The sequence below is a fragment of the Litchfieldella rifensis genome (genome assembly GCF_042646605.1).
Taxonomy (GTDB): Bacteria; Pseudomonadota; Gammaproteobacteria; order Pseudomonadales; family Halomonadaceae; genus Litchfieldella; species Litchfieldella rifensis.
The window spans coordinates 71289-89559 of record NZ_JBHRUG010000012.1; the positions used below are offsets into that span (position 1 = coordinate 71289).

General features: G+C 61.8%; 17 protein-coding genes. 11 read left to right on the plus strand and 6 right to left on the minus strand.

Features of this window, described 5'->3' with window-relative positions; translation table 11 throughout:
- Nucleotides 1-76 precede the first annotated feature (76 nt).
- From lnt to miaB, 5 genes are all read right to left on the minus strand, one after another.
- Nucleotides 77-1561 carry an apolipoprotein N-acyltransferase gene (gene lnt / locus ACFOEV_RS05220; protein ID WP_386772081.1) on the minus strand — a complete coding sequence of 495 codons (1485 nt, stop codon included), beginning with the start codon at nucleotides 1559-1561 and terminating at the stop codon, nucleotides 77-79.
- A gap of 38 nt (nucleotides 1562-1599) precedes the next feature.
- Nucleotides 1600-2481 (minus strand): HlyC/CorC family transporter, encoded by an 882-nt coding sequence (locus ACFOEV_RS05225; protein ID WP_386772082.1) that lies wholly within the window; start codon nucleotides 2479-2481, stop codon nucleotides 1600-1602.
- A complete protein-coding gene (gene ybeY / locus ACFOEV_RS05230) occupies nucleotides 2478-3011 on the minus strand; it encodes an rRNA maturation RNase YbeY (RefSeq protein WP_386772083.1) in 534 nt (177 codons plus the stop codon). Before ybeY ends, ACFOEV_RS05225 begins: the two co-directional genes overlap by 4 nt.
- Nucleotides 3004-4107, minus strand: coding sequence for a PhoH family protein (locus ACFOEV_RS05235; RefSeq protein WP_386772084.1), 1104 nt, complete (start codon nucleotides 4105-4107; stop codon nucleotides 3004-3006). Before ACFOEV_RS05235 ends, ybeY begins: the two co-directional genes overlap by 8 nt.
- A 133-nt stretch (nucleotides 4108-4240) precedes the next feature.
- On the minus strand, nucleotides 4241-5584 hold the full coding sequence (gene miaB / locus ACFOEV_RS05240; protein ID WP_386772085.1) for a tRNA (N6-isopentenyl adenosine(37)-C2)-methylthiotransferase MiaB: 1344 nt from the start codon (nucleotides 5582-5584) through the stop codon (nucleotides 4241-4243).
- A 305-nt stretch (nucleotides 5585-5889) separates the two neighbouring features.
- Between miaB and ACFOEV_RS05245 the strand changes: the two genes are divergently transcribed.
- The 3 genes from ACFOEV_RS05245 (at nucleotide 5890) to ACFOEV_RS05255 (ending at nucleotide 7720) form a co-directional block, all read left to right on the plus strand.
- Nucleotides 5890-6219 carry a DUF1820 family protein gene (locus ACFOEV_RS05245; RefSeq protein ID WP_386772086.1) on the plus strand — a complete coding sequence of 110 codons (330 nt, stop codon included), beginning with the start codon at nucleotides 5890-5892 and terminating at the stop codon, nucleotides 6217-6219.
- 209 nt (nucleotides 6220-6428) lie between these two features.
- Nucleotides 6429-7052, plus strand: coding sequence for a TIGR04211 family SH3 domain-containing protein (locus ACFOEV_RS05250; RefSeq protein ID WP_386772087.1), 624 nt, complete (start codon nucleotides 6429-6431; stop codon nucleotides 7050-7052).
- Between the two features lie 8 nt (nucleotides 7053-7060).
- Nucleotides 7061-7720 carry a thiopurine S-methyltransferase gene (locus ACFOEV_RS05255; RefSeq protein ID WP_386772088.1) on the plus strand — a complete coding sequence of 220 codons (660 nt, stop codon included), beginning with the start codon at nucleotides 7061-7063 and terminating at the stop codon, nucleotides 7718-7720.
- A 41-nt stretch (nucleotides 7721-7761) separates the two neighbouring features.
- Here ACFOEV_RS05255 and ACFOEV_RS05260 read toward each other — a convergent pair whose 3' ends face one another.
- Nucleotides 7762-8349, minus strand: coding sequence for a YajG family lipoprotein (locus ACFOEV_RS05260; RefSeq protein WP_386772089.1), 588 nt, complete (start codon nucleotides 8347-8349; stop codon nucleotides 7762-7764).
- Between the two features lie 344 nt (nucleotides 8350-8693).
- Here ACFOEV_RS05260 and ACFOEV_RS05265 point away from each other — a divergent pair, with 344 nt between their 5' ends.
- From ACFOEV_RS05265 to ACFOEV_RS05300, 8 genes are all read left to right on the plus strand, one after another.
- On the plus strand, nucleotides 8694-10043 hold the full coding sequence (locus ACFOEV_RS05265) for a flavin-containing monooxygenase (protein ID WP_386772090.1): 1350 nt from the start codon (nucleotides 8694-8696) through the stop codon (nucleotides 10041-10043).
- A gap of 23 nt (nucleotides 10044-10066) precedes the next feature.
- Nucleotides 10067-10468 carry a RidA family protein gene (locus tag ACFOEV_RS05270; RefSeq protein WP_449280235.1) on the plus strand — a complete coding sequence of 134 codons (402 nt, stop codon included), beginning with the start codon at nucleotides 10067-10069 and terminating at the stop codon, nucleotides 10466-10468.
- Nucleotides 10465-11139 (plus strand): DUF1028 domain-containing protein, encoded by a 675-nt coding sequence (locus tag ACFOEV_RS05275; protein ID WP_386772092.1) that lies wholly within the window; start codon nucleotides 10465-10467, stop codon nucleotides 11137-11139. Before ACFOEV_RS05270 ends, ACFOEV_RS05275 begins: the two co-directional genes overlap by 4 nt.
- A gap of 77 nt (nucleotides 11140-11216) precedes the next feature.
- The gene (argE, locus tag ACFOEV_RS05280; protein WP_386772093.1) at nucleotides 11217-12413 is read left to right on the plus strand and encodes an acetylornithine deacetylase; all 1197 of its coding nucleotides are present in this window, start codon (nucleotides 11217-11219) and stop codon (nucleotides 12411-12413) included.
- 80 nt (nucleotides 12414-12493) lie between these two features.
- A complete protein-coding gene (locus ACFOEV_RS05285) occupies nucleotides 12494-13459 on the plus strand; it encodes a LysR family transcriptional regulator (RefSeq protein WP_386772094.1) in 966 nt (321 codons plus the stop codon).
- Nucleotides 13460-13684: 225 nt separating this feature from the next.
- Complete coding sequence (locus tag ACFOEV_RS05290) at nucleotides 13685-15172, plus strand: aldehyde dehydrogenase (protein WP_386772095.1); 1488 nt, start codon at nucleotides 13685-13687, stop codon at nucleotides 15170-15172.
- A 45-nt stretch (nucleotides 15173-15217) separates the two neighbouring features.
- Nucleotides 15218-16657, plus strand: coding sequence for an APC family permease (locus ACFOEV_RS05295; protein ID WP_386772096.1), 1440 nt, complete (start codon nucleotides 15218-15220; stop codon nucleotides 16655-16657).
- 75 nt (nucleotides 16658-16732) lie between these two features.
- Nucleotides 16733-18154 (plus strand): aminotransferase, encoded by a 1422-nt coding sequence (locus ACFOEV_RS05300; protein WP_386772097.1) that lies wholly within the window; start codon nucleotides 16733-16735, stop codon nucleotides 18152-18154.
- Nucleotides 18155-18271: the final 117 nt, after the last annotated feature.

The window sequence follows — 18271 nt, forward strand, 5'->3', positions numbered from 1 at the left end:
AAGAAGAACCGGAAGAGCCCGCCATGGCGGGCTCTTTGCATTGCAACTCGATATCTAACGCCATTATTCTTCCTTCTTATCTCTTCTTTCTTATCTCTTTCTTCTTCCATCTTATCCCCGGCACCACCAGCAGGGCGGCCAGCACCCAGGCGGGCCAGCTGCCGGTCCGGGTAAAAGGCGTGGTGCCCTGCATGGCCTGGACCTCGCCGGTGATGCCGGTCGTCTCGAACTGCGGGGCCCGCGTGGTGACGTTACCCTGTGGGTCGATGATCACCGTGATGCCGTTGCTGGTGGCCCGCATCACGTAGCGGCCATTCTCCAGCGCTCGCAAACGGGCCATCTGCAGGTGTTGCAAGGGGCCAATGGAGGCGCCGAACCAGGTGTCATTGGACACCGTCAGCAGGATGTCGGCATCGCGCGCCCGGTTGGCCACCAGATCGGGATAGACGATCTCGTAGCAAATGGCGCTGCCGATACTGAGGCCTGCGGCATGGATCGGTGCCGGGTCTTCCTCGCCGGCGGAGAAGCTCGACATGGGCAGGTCGAAGAAGGTGATCAGGCCACGCAGCAAGCTTTCCAGAGGCAGGTATTCACCGAAGGGCACCAAGTGCTCCTTGCGATACTCGCCTTCGACATCTCCCACGCCGATCACGCTGTTGAAGAAGCGATCACGCTCGTCGAGTTGAACGATGCCGGTCAACAGGGCGGTGCCGGGGGCCAGGGTCGCCTGTATGCGCTCGAGCACGGGCATGGCAGCGTTATCGAGCATCGGCAGGGCGGTTTCGGGCCATACGATCAGATCGACGCCATCGTCCAGGGCGCGCGTCAGTTCGGTATAGGTGTTGGCGGCGGTGCGCTGCCCTTCGGGCGTCCACTTGATGAGCTGTGGCAGGTTGCCCTGCAGCAGTGCCACGCGAGTCGAACCATCGTTCGATGGGGTCGTCCATTGAGCGGGCAGTGCGAGGGGGATCAGCCACAGGGTGGCGGCGAGCGCGCCGGCGGACCAGCGACGACGCAGGAATTCCACGCCCAGGGTGCCGGTGAGGGCCGTAATCAGGGACAGCGCGAAGACGCCGCCGATCGGTGCCCAGGGGGCCAGCGGCGAGTCCACATGGGCACTGCCCAGCAGCAGCCAGGGGAAGCCGGTGAAGGCATAGGTTCGCAGCACTTCACCCAGCACCCAGGCGCCGGCGAAGCTCAGGGCCGCCAGACGAGGGCCGGTCAGGCGGCGGTAGAGCCACAGGGTCGCGGCGAAGAACAGCGCCAGGGTCGCCACGAACAACCCGGTCAGGAACAACGCCAGTGGCACGCCGGTGTAGCCGTAGTCGTGAATCGAGACATAGACCCAGGACGTGCCCGAGCCGAACAGCCCGACACCGTACCACCATCCCTTCAAGGCGGCCTGGCCGGGCGTCAGGGTGTGAATGCCCAGGTACATCAGGCCCACCGCCACCGGCCCTAGCCACCAGAGCTGGAAGGGGGAGGCGGACAGGGTGGTCAGACCGCCGGCGAGCAGGGCGACCAGATAGCCGAGCGCGGGGGTGAGACGCAGTTCACTCATTATCGTTCCTTGAAATGGGCTGTGATGTCCGGCGTCTCTCAGCCTTCTTCCTGGTGGGTCGTGACATCCTGGCGTTGCTCGGCCTGCAGCAGACGGATACGGCGATTGTCGGCATTGAGCACGGTGAAGCGCCACCTGCCGAGGTCGGCAGACTCGCCGCGTCGAGGCAAATGACCGAAGCGCTGCATCACCAAGCCACCGACGGTGTCGAATTCATCGTCCGAGAACTCGGTGTCGAAGCGTTCGTTGAAGTCTTCGATGGGGGTCAGGGCGCGAATGGCGTAACTGCCGTTGCCCAGTGCGCGGATATCCTCTTCTTCGTCGATATCGTGCTCGTCTTCGATATCGCCGACGATCTGTTCGAGGATGTCCTCGATAGTGACGATGCCCGCGGTGCCGCCGTATTCATCCACCACCACCGCCATGTGATTGTGGGTGTCGCGGAATTCCTTGAGCAGGCTATTGAGGCGCTTGGACTCGGGCACGAACATTGCCGGTCGCAGTGCGCTTTTCAACTCGAAGGATTCGCGATTGCTCTGGCTCTGGCACAGCAGCGGCAACAGGTCCTTGACCAGCAGGATACCCAGCACCTCGTCGAGATTCTCGCCGACCACCGGGTAGCGGGAATGGCCGGTCTCGAGGATCACCGGCAGGTACTCTTCCGGAGGCTGATCGATGGTAATGGCGGTCACTTGAGAGCGGGGAATCAGCACCTCGCGCACCTGCTGATCGCTGATCTGCAGGGCGCCCTCGATAATGGTCAGAGCGTCCTGGTCGAGACGCAGTCGCGAACCGGCCTCGCGCAGGAATTCGAGCAACTCGTCACGGGAGCTGGGCTCGTCGGTATCGCTGGAAAAGGCGCTGAACAACTTCTCGAGCCAGGTCTTGTTGCCCTGGCTGCTCGATCGGTCTTCGCTCATGCGTCGGGTCTCTTGTCCTCGGAGTCAAGGGGACGTGGGGTCAACAGGTATGGGTCGTTGATGCCGAAGCTGGCGAGAATCTCGCGTTCGAGTCGCTCCATGCGTTCGGCTTCAGACTCTTCGATATGGTCATATCCCAGCAAATGCAAGGTGCCATGCACTACCATATGAGCGTAGTGAGCGACGAGCGACTTGTCTTGCTCGTGCGCCTCCCGCACCACTACCTCGTGGCAGATCACCAGGTCGCCGAGCAACGGCAGCTCGATGCCGGCGGGGGCGTCGAAGGAAAAGGACAGCACATTGGTGGGCCGGTCCTTGCCACGATAATCGCGGTTCAGGGTCCGACTCTCCTCGCTGTCGACGAAGCGTACGGTCAACTCATGACGCTTTTCCTCAGGGTGGCGACGCAGTACCTCGGCCACCCATCGCGCCAAAGTGTCCCGGGCAGGCAGGGCTCGGGTCTCGTCAGCATTCGACAAGGCTATCTGGCGGTCGATGACAATGGGGAGAGGCGAAGGTCCGTCACCCATGGGAGGACTCCTGATTGCCGGTGGAGGCATCCTGGTCCTTGCTGCGTCCCGCGGTCTGCTGTTCGAGGCGCCGCTGTTCGCGTTCCTGCTTGCGAGCGCGTTGCTGGGCTTCCTCTTCGGCTTCGAAGTGGTCGTAGGCCTCGATGATGCGCTGCACCAGGGGGTGACGCACCACATCCTTGGCGGCGAAATGCGTCACGCCGATCCCCGGGGTGTCCTTGAGGACTTCCAGTACTTGAATCAAGCCGGAGCTGGCCCCCCGTGGCAAGTCGACCTGGGTCAGGTCGCCGGTGATTACCGCGGTGGAACCGAAACCGATGCGCGTCAGGAACATCTTCATCTGCTCACGGGTGGTGTTCTGGCTCTCGTCGAGGATGATGAAGGAGTTGTTCAGCGTGCGCCCGCGCATGTAAGCCAGCGGCGCGATCTCGATGATCTGGCGCTCGATCAGCTTGCCGACTTGCTCGAAGCCGATCATCTCGTAGAGCGCATCGTAGAGCGGGCGCAGATAGGGGTCGATCTTCTGGGCCAGGTCGCCGGGGAGAAAGCCGAGCTTCTCGCCGGCCTCCACTGCCGGGCGCACCAGCAGGATGCGCCGCACTTCCTGCTGATTGAGTGCCTCGACGGCGGCGGCGACGGCCAGATAGGTCTTGCCGGTACCCGCCGGGCCGATGCCGAAATTGATATCGTGGGCGCGGATGCTCTGGACATAGCTCTGCTGGTTGAAGCCGCGCGGCTTGATCAAGGTCTTGGGCGTGCGCAACAGCACTTCGCTGTCGTCGTCCGGTCCTTCTTCTTCCTCCAACGCCTCGAGGCCGGATTCCTGCAGGAACAGGTGCACGGTATCGGGTGACAGGTCGCCGGCTTCGGCTTCGCGATAGAGGTGCTCGATGACATTGGCCGCCGCCTTGACCCGCGCGCCGGGGCCAGCGAGCTGGAAGGTGTTGCCACGATTGCGTAGCGTCACGCCGAGGCGCGACTCGACGAGTTTGAGGTGTTCATCGCGCTGGCCGCAGAGGTTGGCCAGGCGCATGGGGTCATTGGGTTCTAGGGTCAGGGTGATGATGCGATTGGCCTGAGTACTGTTCTGGCTCAAGAGCAGAGGATCCGTGCGTTGCAGTAAGATGAAGTGAGCTTACTGCCCCGAGCCGGCTCGGGGCAATGCCTGAAATCCGCAAGCGTGTATTCCTGCATGGGCTTCCGGCTGACGAGCCGGGGAAAACCGGCGCTCAATGGCACTCGGGGGAGGCCAGCTCGCCACGCAGGGAATTGGGAAGTGCCTCGGTAATTTCCACATCGACGAAGTAGCCGATCAGCTCGGCTGGATTGGCGGCGCGGAAGTTGACCACGCGGTTGTTCTCGGTGCGCCCGGAGAGTTGGCCCGGATCCTTGGGCGAGAAGCCGGTGACCAGAATGCGTTCGACGTTGCCGACCATGCGTCGGCTGATCCGCATGGCTTGCTGGTTGATGCGTTCCTGGAGAATCGCCAGGCGCTGTTTCTTGACCGACTCCGGCGTCTCGTCCTCAAGGCTGGCCGCGGGCGTGCCGGGGCGTGCCGAATAGACGAAGCTGAACGAGACATCGAAGCCGATACGGTGAATGAGATCCATGGTGGCTTCGAAATCGGCTTCCGTCTCACCGGGGAAGCCGACGATGAAGTCCGATGAGAAGCTGATGTCGGGGCGCAGGGTGCGGATGCGCTCCAGCTTGTCGACGTATTCCTCGACGCCGTGGCCGCGCTTCATGGCCGCCAGGATCCGGTCGGAGCCGGACTGCACCGGCAGATGCAGGTGACTGACCAGTTCAGGAATCTCCCCGTAGGCCTCGATCAGGCTGTCGGAGAACTCCACCGGGTGCGAGGTGGTGAAGCGGATGCGGTCGATACCTTCCACTGCCGCCACGCAGGCGATCAGCTCGGCCAGGTCGATTTCGTCGCCGAGCCGATTCTCGCCGCGATAGGCATTGACGTTCTGGCCCAGCAGGTTGATTTCGCGCACGCCTTGGTCGGCGAGGTGGATGACCTCGTCCATCACCGCCTCGAAGGGGCGCGATACCTCCTCGCCACGGGTATAGGGCACCACACAGAAGGTGCAGTACTTGGAGCAACCTTCCATGATCGAGACGAAGGCCGTGGCCCCATCCGAGGATGGCTTGGGCAAGTGATCGAACTTCTCGATCTCGGGGAAGGTCACGTCGACCACCGAGATCTGGTCCGACTGGCGGGCGTCGAGCATGGATGGGACGCGATGCAGGGTCTGCGGTCCGAATACCATGTCGACATAGGGCGCGCGCTTGCGCAGGGCCTCGCCTTCCTGGCTGGCTACGCAGCCACCGACACCGATGACCAGCTCGGGATTCTGCTCCTTGAGCTTCTTCCAGCGGCCGAGCTGATGAAAGACCTTCTCCTGGGCCTTCTCACGGATCGAGCAGGTGTTGAGCAGAATGACATCGGCTTCATGCTCGTCGTCGGTCAGTTCGAGCTGATGAGTCTCGCCGAGCAGATCCGCCATGCGAGCGGAGTCGTACTCGTTCATCTGGCAGCCATGGGTCTTGATGAAGAGTTTCTTCGCCATAAGAATACCGTCGTTGCGCGTGGTGCGCCCGACTTGTCACCAGTTCCAGGAAAGTTGAGTGCGTGGCCGGACGGCCGGAGTCGATTGTCTTCACTCAATTATACGGATCCGCTATCGATGGGGCTAGGGCGCGTTTCAATATCGCGCACAGGCGCACCCGGAAGCGCTGGGCATACCGATGGCGAGTGAAAGCGTCCCGGTCGCGTGGCTTTTCGGGATCGGGTCTATGGTATTCTTGCAAATTCGAGGGGGGACAGCAGATTCGGTTCCCCAAGTGTTTTAGTGGCGTTCAGCACAGGGTCAATATGGCGTCCAAACCCATCTACCGAGTGGTGTTTCACAATCAGGGCGAGATCTGGGAGCTCTACGCACGCGAGATCTTCCAGAGCGACCTGTGGGGTTTCATCGAGGTCGAAGCCTTCGTCTTCGAAGATGCCTCCAAACTGGTGGTGGATCCGTCCACCGAGAAGCTGCGGCGGACGTTCGATGGTGTCAATCGCAGCTACATCCCCTTGAATGCCATCGTGCGCATCGACGAAGTGGAGCGCGAAGGCACGCCCAGGGCGGTCAAGGCCGAGGGCAAAGTGGCGGAGTTTCCACGCCCCATGGGGTGGCCGCCGCGAGATGATGGATAGATCAAAAAGTAATCGATCTGTAGCTGTGCCAGGCGCTTCGCCATCCGCGAAAGCCTTGCCAGCCGGTTTTCCCAAGACTTATCCACAGAAAGTGTGGATGGGGACGAGTCTCATCGCGACGCCACCGGCACAGGAGGTGCCGGGGTCGCAAGCGGGTGTGTGGCAGCGTTTCATGGAGCCCTTTCGATAGTTATCAAGACGGCAGAATTATGCGTAAAATCAATGTCTTATTTGCAGGGGCGGTGTTGGCGACATGGGTCTCGCCTGTGTTGGCGCAAGACGTGGACGACAACACCCGTTGGGTATCCGACGAACTGACCACCTTTGTGCGCAGTGGTCCCACCGATGGGTATCGTATCGTCGGCACCCTGACCGCCGGTGAGCCAGTCACGCTGCTCGAGACCAGCGGCGACTATAGCCGGGTGGAGGGTGGCGACGGCGATGTCGTGTGGATCCTGTCCAATGAATTGCAGGATCAGCCGAGTGCCAGGCAGCGGCTTCCCGAACTCGAACAGCAGGTCGATGTCTTGACCACTGAACTCGAGGGCATCAATGAAGAGTGGGAGCGTCGTGTCGCGGCGATGACGGAAACGCTGGAGATTCGTGAACAGCGCATCACCGAACTCGAGGCTCGCAATCAGCAACTCGACAGCGAGATCAGCGACGCGCAGCAGTCGATGCGGGGACTTCAGGCGCGTCTCGATACCCAGGAAGAGGACCTGCTGTTGCGCTACTTCATGTACGGGGGTGGCGTGGCCGGTGCCGGGCTGGTCCTGGGACTGCTTGTCCCTCATCTGCCACAGCGGCGCAAGAAACGCGATCGCTGGTTCTGAGGGTAGCCATGAGCGAGAGCGAAGAGAGCGGGGTGGTGAACGAATGGCTGACGCGCTGGCGTGAGGGGCGGATCGGCTTTCACCGCGACGCTACCCATCCGGTGCTGCATCGATACTGGCCGTGTCTCGGCGTGCCCGAGGGAACCAAGGTACTGGTCCCATTGTGCGGCAAGAGCCTGGACATGCGCTATCTTGCCGAACGTGGCCACCCGGTGCTGGGCATCGAGCTATCACTCGAGGCGATCGAGCAATTCACCGCCGAGGGGCAGGGCGAGGTATCCCGCTACCGGCAAGGGGATTTCCATGTTTACCGCCAGGGTAGCATTGAACTCTGGGGGGGTGACTTCTTCCACTTCCATATCGAGCAGGCGGCAGAAATCGGTGCCTTCTACGACCGTGCCGCCCTGATCGCCTTGCCCGAAGCAACGCGGCAGCGTTATGCCTTCCACCTGGCGCAGTTGATACCTCCCGGGGCCCGCGGCCTTCTGATCAGCCTGGTCCGGGCGCCGGGTGACGACCGAGGGCCGCCCTATAGTGTCGACGCCGATGAGGTGCGACGGTTGTTCACCCCCAACTTCGAACTCACTCATCTCGAGGATGGCGAGCCCGAGGACAATGGCTGGCGGGAAAGCGCCTGGTCATTGGTGAGGCGAGGCCCAGAAGTGTGATATCGACGAGCGCCTGGTAACGGGCGCTCGCCGACAGGCTTTCAGCGGGCCAGCAAGCGGCCCAGCTCGGGGTCGCGGAAGGTGCGGTTCAAGGCGTCACTGAGCAACTCGTTGACCATGCGGGTATTGTCTTCGCGGTCGGGGCGGATCGCATAGCTTTGCTCGCGCCGCGAGGTATAGGTGCCGGTGTAAGTGTTGCCGCCATTGACGGCCTGGGCCTGCAAGACCGCTTCAAGACGCGCATTGCCGAGCAGGGGCTGGGCATCGCCGCGCTCGTAACCCAGACGCGTCAGGGTGAGGGTCAGGCTAGGGCGTCCCTCGGCACTCTCGGTCGTCGGCGTCAGGCCCATCTGGCGTACGGCCTGTTCGGCCTGGGTTTGCAGCTTGGGTACCACATCGTGAGCATAGACGGTAATGGTGGCCGTCGACATCGCAGCGCCGCTGCGGGTGCCCAGCACCTCGGACTCGCGACCGTCCACTGCGTTGACGGTGACCTGCTGTCCACCGCCGGCCTGGGGGATATTGGCCGTGACCTTCGGATCGACCTGCAAATAATGCGGGCTCGAGCAGCCGGCGAGTAGCAGCATGCCCACCCATAGCCACAATCCCGACAACCAACGTCTTTGCATCCTGAACTCCCTGTTTGATGACGAGGCTTTGGTGCCGAGTATAAGCCGAGAGTGGCTCTCAGGCGATGGCTCTGGTTGTCGATGTCTGTTCAGTCACCATGAAATGACAATTTTCCAGACTGTCCCCCGGCATCTGGTGATTGCCACCTTCGATCCGTTCTCGTGATTCGGAATACGTTTGCTCGATTTTGGATTCGTTTTTCTGATCCAAAAATACAGATAACTATATTTTATCTAATCTCATGTGCCTCCTAAGGTTGGGTCATGACAGCGCGCAACGAGACTGTCGGCGGGAAGTGGTCGTTGTTCGGCGGCCAGGACGTGCTCACCAGAAGGACCCATACATGACAGTTGAAAAAATGGAAATAGATACGCTTGTCGTTGGTGCCGGTCAGGCCGGCGTGGCCATGAGCGAACACCTGAGCAACCAGGGCGTGCCCCACCTGGTACTGGAGCGCAATCGCATCGCCGAGGCTTGGCGCACGCAACGTTGGGACTCCCTGGTGGCCAATGGCCCGGCCTGGCACGATCGCTTCCCGGGGCTCGAGTTCGACGACCTAGACCCCGATGCCTTCGCCCCCAAGGAGCGCGTAGCGGCCTATTTCGAAGCCTACGCCAAGAAGATCAATGCCCCCATCCGCACAGGGGTCGAGGTCAAGTCGGTGGAGCGCAACAGTGACCGGCCAGGCTTCACCATCGAGACCTCCAAGGGGGTGATCGAGGCCAACCGGGTGGTGGCCGCCACCGGCCCCTTCCAGACGCCGGTGATTCCGCCTATCGCTCCCGACGACGAGACCCTCACACAGATCCACTCCGCAGAGTATCGCAATCCCCAGCAGCTGCCGAAAGGCGCGGTGCTGGTGGTGGGTGCCGGTTCCTCCGGGGTGCAGATCGCGGATGAGCTGCAGCGTGCCGGCAAGCAGGTTTATCTCTCGGTTGGACCGCACGATCGTCCTCCGCGCGCCTATCGCAACCGTGACTTCTGCTGGTGGTTGGGCGTTCTCGGCGAGTGGGATGTCGAGGCCAGGCAGCCGGGCACGGAGCATGTCACCATTGCAGTGAGCGGTGCTCATGGTGGCCATACGGTTGACTTTCGGGGGCTTGCCAATCAGGGGATGACGCTCGTTGGTCGCACGCAATCGTTCGATGACGGTGTGGTGACCTTCGAATCGGATCTTGCCGACAACCTTGCACGCGGCGATGAGAACTATCTGTTGCTGCTGGACGCAGCTGATGCCTATGTTGCCCGCAATGGTCTCGACCTTCCGGAAGAGCCTGAAGCCCGCCATATCCTCCCGGATCCGGAATGTGTGACCCATCCCCTTCTTGAGCTCGATCTGGCCAAGGCCGGCGTTACCTCGATCGTCTGGGCAACTGGCTTTGCGGTCGATTACCGCTGGCTGAATGTCAACGCCTTCGACAAAAACGGCAAACCGCAGCATCAGCGCGGTGTTTCGAGCGAGCCAGGCGTCTATTTCGTGGGTCTGCCGTGGCTATCGCGTCGTGGCTCCAGCTTCATCTGGGGTGTCTGGCACGATGCCAAGCATATTGCGGACCACATCGCCACGCAGCGCAAGTATCTTGCCTATCATGATGCCTCGCAACGCCAGGCAGAAGACGATCGAAAGGATAGGCCTGATGGCACATCCCCTTATTCGCAAGTTCAAAACGTCAGCACAATGGGGGTAAGTTGATGCCTACTCATACTCGAATCCGCATGTTCAATACCAAGGAGACGTATTCGAACCAGGCTCTGGATAACGATCTCTGCCAGGCGGTGCGGGCCGGCAACACCGTCTATGTGCGCGGTCAGGTCGGTACCGACTTCGAAGGTAACCTCGCCGGCCTGGGCGACCCGCGCGCCCAGACCGAGCAGGCGATGAAGAACCTCAAGCAACTGCTTGAAGAGGCCGGTTCCGACCTCAGCCATATCGTCAAGACCACCACTTACATCACCGATCCGCGCTTCCGCGAGCCCGTCTACCGGGAGGTGGGGAAGTGGCTCAAGGGGGTTTTCCCCATCTCCACCGGCCTGGTGGTGGCGGGTCTCGCCCAGCCGGAATGGTTGATGGAGATCGATGTGATCGCGGTGGTGCCGGACGAGGAGGGTAGGGCATGACCTTCTCGATTGCCGGCTTGTGCCGTGAGACCGGTCAGTTCGGCACCGCCATCAGTTCTTCCAGCATCTGTGTGGCCAGTCGCTGCCCCTTTATCGCTCCCGGGCGTGGCGTGGTGCTGACCCAGAACGTCACGAACCCCGTTCTTGGACAACGCGGTGTCGAGCTGCTCTGCCAGGGGCTCGATGCCGAGTCAGTGCTGTCGAGGCTCATCGAGGAGGAAGCCTTCCCCGAATGGCGCCAGTTGCAGGTGCTGGATGCCGAGGGGCGCAGTGCCTTACATAGCGGTGCCGAGACCCTCGGCATTCATGCCGCCGTGCAAGGGAGTGACTGTGTCGCTGCCGGTAATATGCTGGCCGATAACGCAGTGATTCATGCCATGATCGATGCCTTTGAAGCCCATTCGGGCGAGCTGGCCGAGCGATTGCTGGCGGCGTTGGAGGCGGCCTTGGTCAAGGGCGGCGAGATGGGGTCGGTCCATTCGGCAGGACTCAAGGTGACGGACAAGGTCAGTTGGCCGGTGGTCGATCTGCGAGTCGACTGGCATATTGCTCCCATCCAAGAACTGCGCATGCTGTGGGAAGCCTATCGTCCTCAGCGTGAGGCTTATGTGTGTCGGGCCCTCCAGCCCAACGAGTCGCCCTCCTACGGGGTGCCCGGCGACAGCCGCTGAGCGGCTGGCATCACGGGCGGCCATGGCGAGGTTCTCCATGGCCGCCCGTTCCTTTGACCATCCTGATCGGGGGGAGTATGTGCCAAGCCGCATCTTCGGTGTCCGTCGAGTTGTTGACCCGGCTGGTGGCCTTCGATACCACCAGCCACCGCTCCAACCTGCCGCTGATCCACTTCGTGCGGGACTACCTGGCCGAGTACGGTGTCAGGGCGACCCTGGTTCATGATGTCAGCGGCGAGAAGGCCAACCTCTATGCCACCATCGGCCCGGACGATCGGCCCGGTGTGATGCTTTCCGGCCATACCGACACCGTGCCGGTGACCGGCCAGATGTGGAACAGCGACCCCTATCGCCTGAGGGTCAAGGGAGAGCGCCTGTATGGTCGTGGCGCTGCTGACATGAAGGGATTTCTCGCTGTCGTGCTGGCCGCGGTGCCTTCCATGGTCCAGGCGGAACTTTGCGTGCCCATCCACTTGGCTTTTTCGCACGATGAGGAGGTGGGGTGTCTGGGCGTGCGAAGCCTGATCGAGGCCATGAAGCAGTATCGAGTACGGCCGGCGGTCTGTGTGGTGGGGGAGCCCACCTCGATGCGCTTGGCGACCGCCCACAAAGGCAAGATCGCCGGACGCATCCAGGTGCATGGCAAGGCCTGTCATTCCGGCATGGCCCCAGAAGGGGTCAATGCCATCCAGGCCGCGGCGCCACTTTTGTGCTGGTTCGAGGAGACTGCTGCACAAAAGGCCTCTTGTGGCCCATACGACAAGCGCTTCGCGATCCCCTTCACCACCCTGCAGATCGGCACGATCGAGGGAGGGACGGCGCTCAATATCGTGCCCGATGCGTGCCGATTCGACTTCGAGATACGCAATGTGCCACAGGACGACCCCGAGACACTGCTGGCGATGCTGAGAGTTGAGGTAGATCGTCTCGACCGGTGCTTGAAACAGTATTCTCCCGACGCCGGTGCGACCCTGAAATATCTGGGTGACTATCCCGGGCTATCCATGGCGGAGGAGAGCGAACTGGTGGAATTTATCCTGGCACTATTGGATGACCGGCGCCGCGAACGCATCGGCTTTGGTACCGAAGCGGGTCTCTTCCAGCAGCGGCTTGGCATTCCCACCCTGGTATGCGGACCTGGCAGCATGGCCCAGGGCCACCAGCCCGATGAATATGTGACCCGTGAGCAACTGGTATGCTGCGAGATGTTTCTGCAACGCTTGATCGCAACGCTTGCGAATCCCGAAGCAGCTCGGCGTCTGGAGTGGATCTGACCGCCCTCACGCCGTTAACGGTTTCCCGCCAGCCTTGGTATGCTCGGGCTACCGCGACACTCGAGCCCGGATAGCCTCCGATGCGACACTTTACTCTCAAGCAATTACGCTACTTCGTGGTAGCCGGCGACCTTTCCAGCGTTACTCAGGCCGCCAAGCAGCTGCATGTTTCCCAGCCTTCGATCTCTGCGGCCATTCAGCAGATCGAGGAGACGAGCGGCTTGCAATTGTTCGTGCGCCATCATGCCCAGGGGCTCTCGTTGACCCCTGCCGGTAAACAACTGTTGGTGCGTGCCAAGCAACTGCTGCGCGACGCCGAAGGCCTGGAACGCTTCGCGGTCTCCCTTGGCGAAGAGATCGCAGGAGAACTGCGACTGGTGGCCTTTCCCACCTTCGCCCCGGTATTCCTGCCGCAACTGCTGCGTCGCTACGCCGATCATTACCCGGCGGTGAGCCTGCAGTGCGACGAGATGAACCAGGCGGATATCGTTCAGGGCCTGGGCAAGGGCGACTACGAGCTGGCTTTCACCTATGATCTGCAGATTCCGGAGAGTGTCGATTTCACGCCTCTCTATCGCTTCCCCCCCTATGCGGTGGTCGCAGCGTCTCACCCCTTGGGGCAGCGCGACAGTATCCGCCTTGCGGAACTGGCGGAGTTCCCGATGGTGATGCTCGATTGGCCCCTGAGCCGCGAGTACTTCCTGTCGATCTTTTCCCACCAGGGATTGACTCCCGCCGTGGCTCACCGTGCCAAGTCGATGGACATGATCCGGGGCCTGGTGGCCAATGGCTTCGGCTTTTCGCTGTTCAACACACCACTCCCGGCGCTGGATGCCTCCGATAGCGGTCGGCTCAAGGCGCTGCACTTGGAAGATGAAGCGCCGGCGCTCTCCATGGGTATCGCCTGCTTGCGTGGGCTGCGACTGAGTCCCGCCGCCGAGGCCATGCATCGACTGGCCTGCGACGCCGAAACCCTCGCGCCGACGTTGGCGCAATTGGCCCCCTTTCTGGCCGAGCCACCACGGCGGCTGCTCGACGAATCCTGAGCCCAGCCCTTTCAAAGCAAAAAAATCGACGCGGAAACCTCGCCCTACCAGGCGAGGTTTCGCTGTTTTCGCTTGTCTTCTTGGATAGAAAAAAGTGAGGAAGGAGTTCGCATAATAATATTTTAGCTAAGCAAGCCGCGGGACTATCGTGAATTCACCACACGAGATTCGCGCCTCCAAGGCCCCTGAATAACAACCCATCCCTGACAACCGGAGTGACTCCCGATGGCTGCACATGATCTTTCCGACTGGCGTGATCTGCGTAATCGGCTGGCCTTGCCCGAGGGTGCCTTCATCGATGGCCGCAGCGTCGCCGCTGCCGATGGCGGAACCCTCACCACCTGGAACCCGGCTACCGGCGAGGCCTTGGGCACAGTGGCGGCCTGCACCGCTGCCGATGTGGACAAGGCGGTGGCGGCAGCCCGCGCCAGCTTCGAAGCGGGAGCCTGGTCCCGGGTCGCGCCGGCCGGGCGCAAAGCGATATTGCAGCGCCTGGCAGCGCTGATGATGGAGCATCAGGACGAGCTGGCGCTACTCGAGACCCTGGACACCGGCAAGCCGATCAGCGATGCCCACGGCATTGATATTCCCGGCGCCGCCGGCTGCTTCGCCTGGTACGCCGAAGCCACCGACAAGCTCTATGGCGAGGTGGCCCCCACCGACGGCGACAACCTGGCCACCATTACTCGCGAGCCGGTCGGGGTGGTCGCCGCGGTGATTCCCTGGAACTTCCCGCTGGATATCACTGCCTGGAAACTGGCACCAGCGCTTGCTGCCGGTAACAGCGTGATACTCAAGCCGGCTGAGCAATCGCCGCTGACCGCCCTGCGTCTAGCCGAACTGGCCAAGCAAGCGGGGCTGCCCGATGGCGTTCTCAATGTACTGCCTGGGCATGGTCACATCACTGGCCGGGCGCTGGGGCTGCACGTCGATGTGGATTGCCTCACCTTCACCGGCTCGACTGCTACCGGAAAGCGCTTCCTGGAGTATGCCTCGAGCTCCAACATGAAACAGGTGTGGCTGGAGTGTGGTGGCAAGAGCCCCAACTTGATCTTCGCCGACTGCGATCTGGATGCCGCGGCAGCGGCGGCGGTGCAAGGCATCTACTTCAACCAGGGGGAGGTGTGTTCCGCCAACTCACGGCTTCTGGTGCAGCGTGACATCAAGGAAGCGTTCGTGGCGCGCTTTGTTGAACATGCCTCCCGCCTCAAGGTGGGTGACCCCCTGGCCCCGGAGACCCGCATCGGTGCCCTGATCGATAGCGACCATGCCAAGCGGGTGCGTGGCTTCATCACCCGGGGACTGGAGGAGGGAGCTTCTCTGGCGATGGGCGACGCCCCGGTGGCGGACGCCGATGACGCCTTCGTCGCCCCGGTGCTGTTCGAGGGGGTAACGCCCCACATGACCATTGCCCGGGAAGAAATCTTTGGGCCGGTGGCGGCACTGATCGAGTTCACCGATGAGGAGGAGGCGGTGGCCATCGCCAACGACTCGATCTACGGCCTGGCCGCGTCGGTATGGACTCGCGATCTCTCACGGGCTCACCGGGTCTCGCGATGCCTGCGGGCGGGCACCGTCTCGGTGAACACCGTGGATGCCATCGATTTCACTACTCCCTTTGGTGGCTACAAGCAGTCCGGCTTCGGTCGTGACCTGTCGCTGCATGCCCTGGATAAGTTCACGCAACTTAAAACCACCTGGATCCGCCTTTGAGGAAGCCCGACCAACCACACCACAACAACAACGAGGGTTAAGACAATGCAAGAGACTCAGACGTCGGTCGCCAGTGCTCCCGCCACGGCGACCACTAACGGCAAATCTCAAGGTGTCCTGGGCCTGAAGTCACTGATGGCGGTAGCGGTGGGCCTGGTGGTTTCCCAGGGCGTGATGGTGATCATGCTCCAGGGGGTAGGCATTGCCGGTGCTGCCTTCATCGTGCCGCTGACTATCGCCTGGCTGCTGGCGCTCTGCTATGCGGCTTCCTTCTCTGAGCTGGCACTGATGATTCCCAGAGCGGGCAGCCTCAGTGCCTATACCGAAGTGGCGCTCGGCCACTTCCCGGCCATCCTTGCGGTGTTTTCCGGCTATGTGGTGGTGGCCATGTTCGCGCTCTCCGCTGAGCTGTTGCTGGTCAACTACCTGCTGGGGTTGCTCTATCCGAGCCTGGGCGGTACCCATTACCTGGCCTTCATCATTCTCGGTGTCTTCACCGGTCTCAATCTATTGGGTATCGATGTCTTCGCCAAGCTGCAGAATGTGCTGGCTTTCGTGATGGTGGTGGCCCTGACCTTGCTGGGTGTCAGCGCTATGACTGGCAGCTTCGCTCCCCATGCGGTGGGTGCCGGCCAACTGGTAGCCGACTTCAATCTTGGGGACGGCGCCTTCACCCTGATTGCCCTGGCCATCTGGGGTTATGTGGGAGTGGAATTCGTCTGTCCTCTGGTGACGGAGAGCCGCAACCCCGCACGCAATATTCCCCGCTCCATGTTCATTGGCCTGACGGTGATCTTCGCGGTCTTCCTGCTCTATTGCCTGGGGGCTCTCTTCTATATCCCCCGCGAGACGCTGATGAATGCCGAGCTGCCGCATCTCGAGTATGCCACTGCCGCTTTCGGTGGCGCCGGCACCTTCCTGGTGGCGGTGGCGGCGGTCACCGCCACCTGCAGTACCCTCAACACCTCGCTCGCCTCGGTACCGCGCATGCTGCAGGGCATGGCGGAGCAGGGACAGGTGTTCCCGATTCTCGGCCGCCTGACTCCGAAGAACCGGGTGCCTTGGGTGGCGGTGCTGTTCATTGCCGGTGTCACCGGACTGCCGCTGCTGATCTGGGGCAACGACCCGGGCACCGTCGGTCTGCTGCTGGTGGCCGCCGCAATCGCCTGGCTGCTCGCCTACATCATTGCCCATGTCAATGTGATCGCGTTACGTCGCCGTTATCCCGACGCTTCGCGTCCTTACCGCACTCTCTTCTATCCGCTTCCCCAGATCTTCGGCATCGCCGGCATGGTTTACGCCATCGTCTACGCCTCGCCGGCACCGGAACTCACCGCCTGGATCTTCACCAGCGCCGGGGTGGTGCTGGGCATCGTCAGCCTGATCGCCGTGATATGGATCAAGGCCGTGATGAAGAAACCGTTGTTCCGCCCCGAGCCGCTGGATGAGCTGGTATCCGATGCTCCCAGCAAGACCAACGACTGATCCCGAGATTCGGCGTCGGGTCACTGGCCCGACGCTACGAACAACGGCAAGAGCCCGAACGAACAGGAGTGACTCATGAATAGCCTCAACCCCAATGTGACCGCCGCCGACGCCGCCGAGAAGCAGAAAGTCTGGGAAGCCGATCGCGATCACTTCATGCACCCCTGGACCGACTTCTCCACCTTCAAGGAGACCGGTTCCATGGTCTTTACCGCGGCGGATGGGGTCTCTATCGTGGATGCCGACGGCAAGCGTTACCTGGACGGCATCGGTGGCCTGTGGTGCGTCAATATCGGCTATGGCCGCAAGGAGATTGCCGAGGCGGTGGCCGATCAGATCTGCGCCATTCCCTACTTCTCCACCTTCGGTCACCACACCACGCCGCCTGCGGCCAAGCTCGCCGCCAAGCTAGCGGATTTGGCGCCCGGCGATCTCAACCACGTGTTCTACGGCTGTGGTGGTTCGGTGGCCAACGATACCGCGGTACGCCTGATCCATTTCTACTTCAACCAACTGGGCAAGCCCACCAAGAAACAGATCATCTCGCGTATAGACGGTTACCACGGCAGTACCTATATGGCGATGTCGATAACAGGGGTCAAGTTCGACCATGTCGGTTTCGATATCGACCAGCAGCTGGTGCACCATATCTCCTGCCCCAACCCCTACCGTCGCGATCCGAAGCTCTCCGAGGAGGAATTTTGTCGACAGAAGGTGGACGAGCTGGAGCAGAAGATCCTCGAGATCGGCCCGGACAAGGTGGCCGCCTTCTTCGCCGAGCCGATTCTGGGCGCCGGTGGTGTGATCGTACCGCCCAAGGGCTACCACCAGGCGACCTTGGAGGTGTGTCGCAAATACGATGTGCTCTATGTCTCCGACGAGGTGGTCACGGCCTTCGGTCGCCTCGGCCATATGTTCGCCTCGCAAGACGAGTTCGGCATCGTGCCGGATATCATCACCTGCGCCAAAGGCCTGACTTCCGGCTACCTGCCCTTGGGGGCCACGATCTTCTCCGATCGTATCTATGAGGTGATCAGCAAACCCCAGGCAGACGGCGCCATCTTCACCCACGGCTTCACCTACTCCGGCCACCCGGTGAGCTGTGCCGCCGCTCTCAAGAATATCGAGATCCTGGAGCGCGAAGGGGTTTGCGACCACGTCAAGGACGTCGGTACTTATTTCGAGCAGCGCATCCGCGAGCTCGGCGAGCTGGAACTGGTGGGCGATGTGCGTGGCCGCAAGTTCATGATGTGTCTCGAGAACGTCGCCGACAAGCGGACCAAGGCACTACTGGACCCCAGGGCCAAGGTGGGTAACCGCATCGCCGACGCTTGCCAGAAGCGCGGCCTGATCGTGCGCCCTCTGGCACACATGAACATCCTTTCGCCGACCCTGATCCTGACCCGCGAGCATGTCGACTTCATCGCCGAGACGCTTCGAGAAAGCATTCTCGAAGTCACCGAGACGCTGCGCGAAGAGGGCTTCCTGTCCCACTGAAGTCCGATTCCAGTCCCGGTGGACCAGGTGGCACATCGGGGTTGGGGAAGCAGGCAGCGATGACATTACCGTCATCGCTGCTTTGGTCCACATAATGGAGGCGATCAGCCGTTCAAT

Coding starts and splice junctions, on each gene's coding strand:
- lnt (WP_386772081.1), bottom strand. CDS start 1,561: ATGAGTGAACTGCGTCTCACCCCCGCGCTCGGCTATCTGGTCGCCCTG.
- ACFOEV_RS05225 (WP_386772082.1), bottom strand. CDS start 2,481: ATGAGCGAAGACCGATCGAGCAGCCAGGGCAACAAGACCTGGCTCGAG.
- ybeY (WP_386772083.1), bottom strand. CDS start 3,011: ATGGGTGACGGACCTTCGCCTCTCCCCATTGTCATCGACCGCCAGATA.
- miaB (WP_386772085.1), bottom strand. CDS start 5,584: ATGGCGAAGAAACTCTTCATCAAGACCCATGGCTGCCAGATGAACGAG.
- ACFOEV_RS05245 (WP_386772086.1), top strand. CDS start 5,890: ATGGCGTCCAAACCCATCTACCGAGTGGTGTTTCACAATCAGGGCGAG.
- ACFOEV_RS05250 (WP_386772087.1), top strand. CDS start 6,429: ATGCGTAAAATCAATGTCTTATTTGCAGGGGCGGTGTTGGCGACATGG.
- ACFOEV_RS05255 (WP_386772088.1), top strand. CDS start 7,061: ATGAGCGAGAGCGAAGAGAGCGGGGTGGTGAACGAATGGCTGACGCGC.
- ACFOEV_RS05260 (WP_386772089.1), bottom strand. CDS start 8,349: ATGCAAAGACGTTGGTTGTCGGGATTGTGGCTATGGGTGGGCATGCTG.
- ACFOEV_RS05265 (WP_386772090.1), top strand. CDS start 8,694: ATGACAGTTGAAAAAATGGAAATAGATACGCTTGTCGTTGGTGCCGGT.
- ACFOEV_RS05270 (WP_449280235.1), top strand. CDS start 10,067: ATGTTCAATACCAAGGAGACGTATTCGAACCAGGCTCTGGATAACGAT.
- ACFOEV_RS05275 (WP_386772092.1), top strand. CDS start 10,465: ATGACCTTCTCGATTGCCGGCTTGTGCCGTGAGACCGGTCAGTTCGGC.
- argE (WP_386772093.1), top strand. CDS start 11,217: ATGTGCCAAGCCGCATCTTCGGTGTCCGTCGAGTTGTTGACCCGGCTG.
- ACFOEV_RS05285 (WP_386772094.1), top strand. CDS start 12,494: ATGCGACACTTTACTCTCAAGCAATTACGCTACTTCGTGGTAGCCGGC.
- ACFOEV_RS05290 (WP_386772095.1), top strand. CDS start 13,685: ATGGCTGCACATGATCTTTCCGACTGGCGTGATCTGCGTAATCGGCTG.
- ACFOEV_RS05295 (WP_386772096.1), top strand. CDS start 15,218: ATGCAAGAGACTCAGACGTCGGTCGCCAGTGCTCCCGCCACGGCGACC.
- ACFOEV_RS05300 (WP_386772097.1), top strand. CDS start 16,733: ATGAATAGCCTCAACCCCAATGTGACCGCCGCCGACGCCGCCGAGAAG.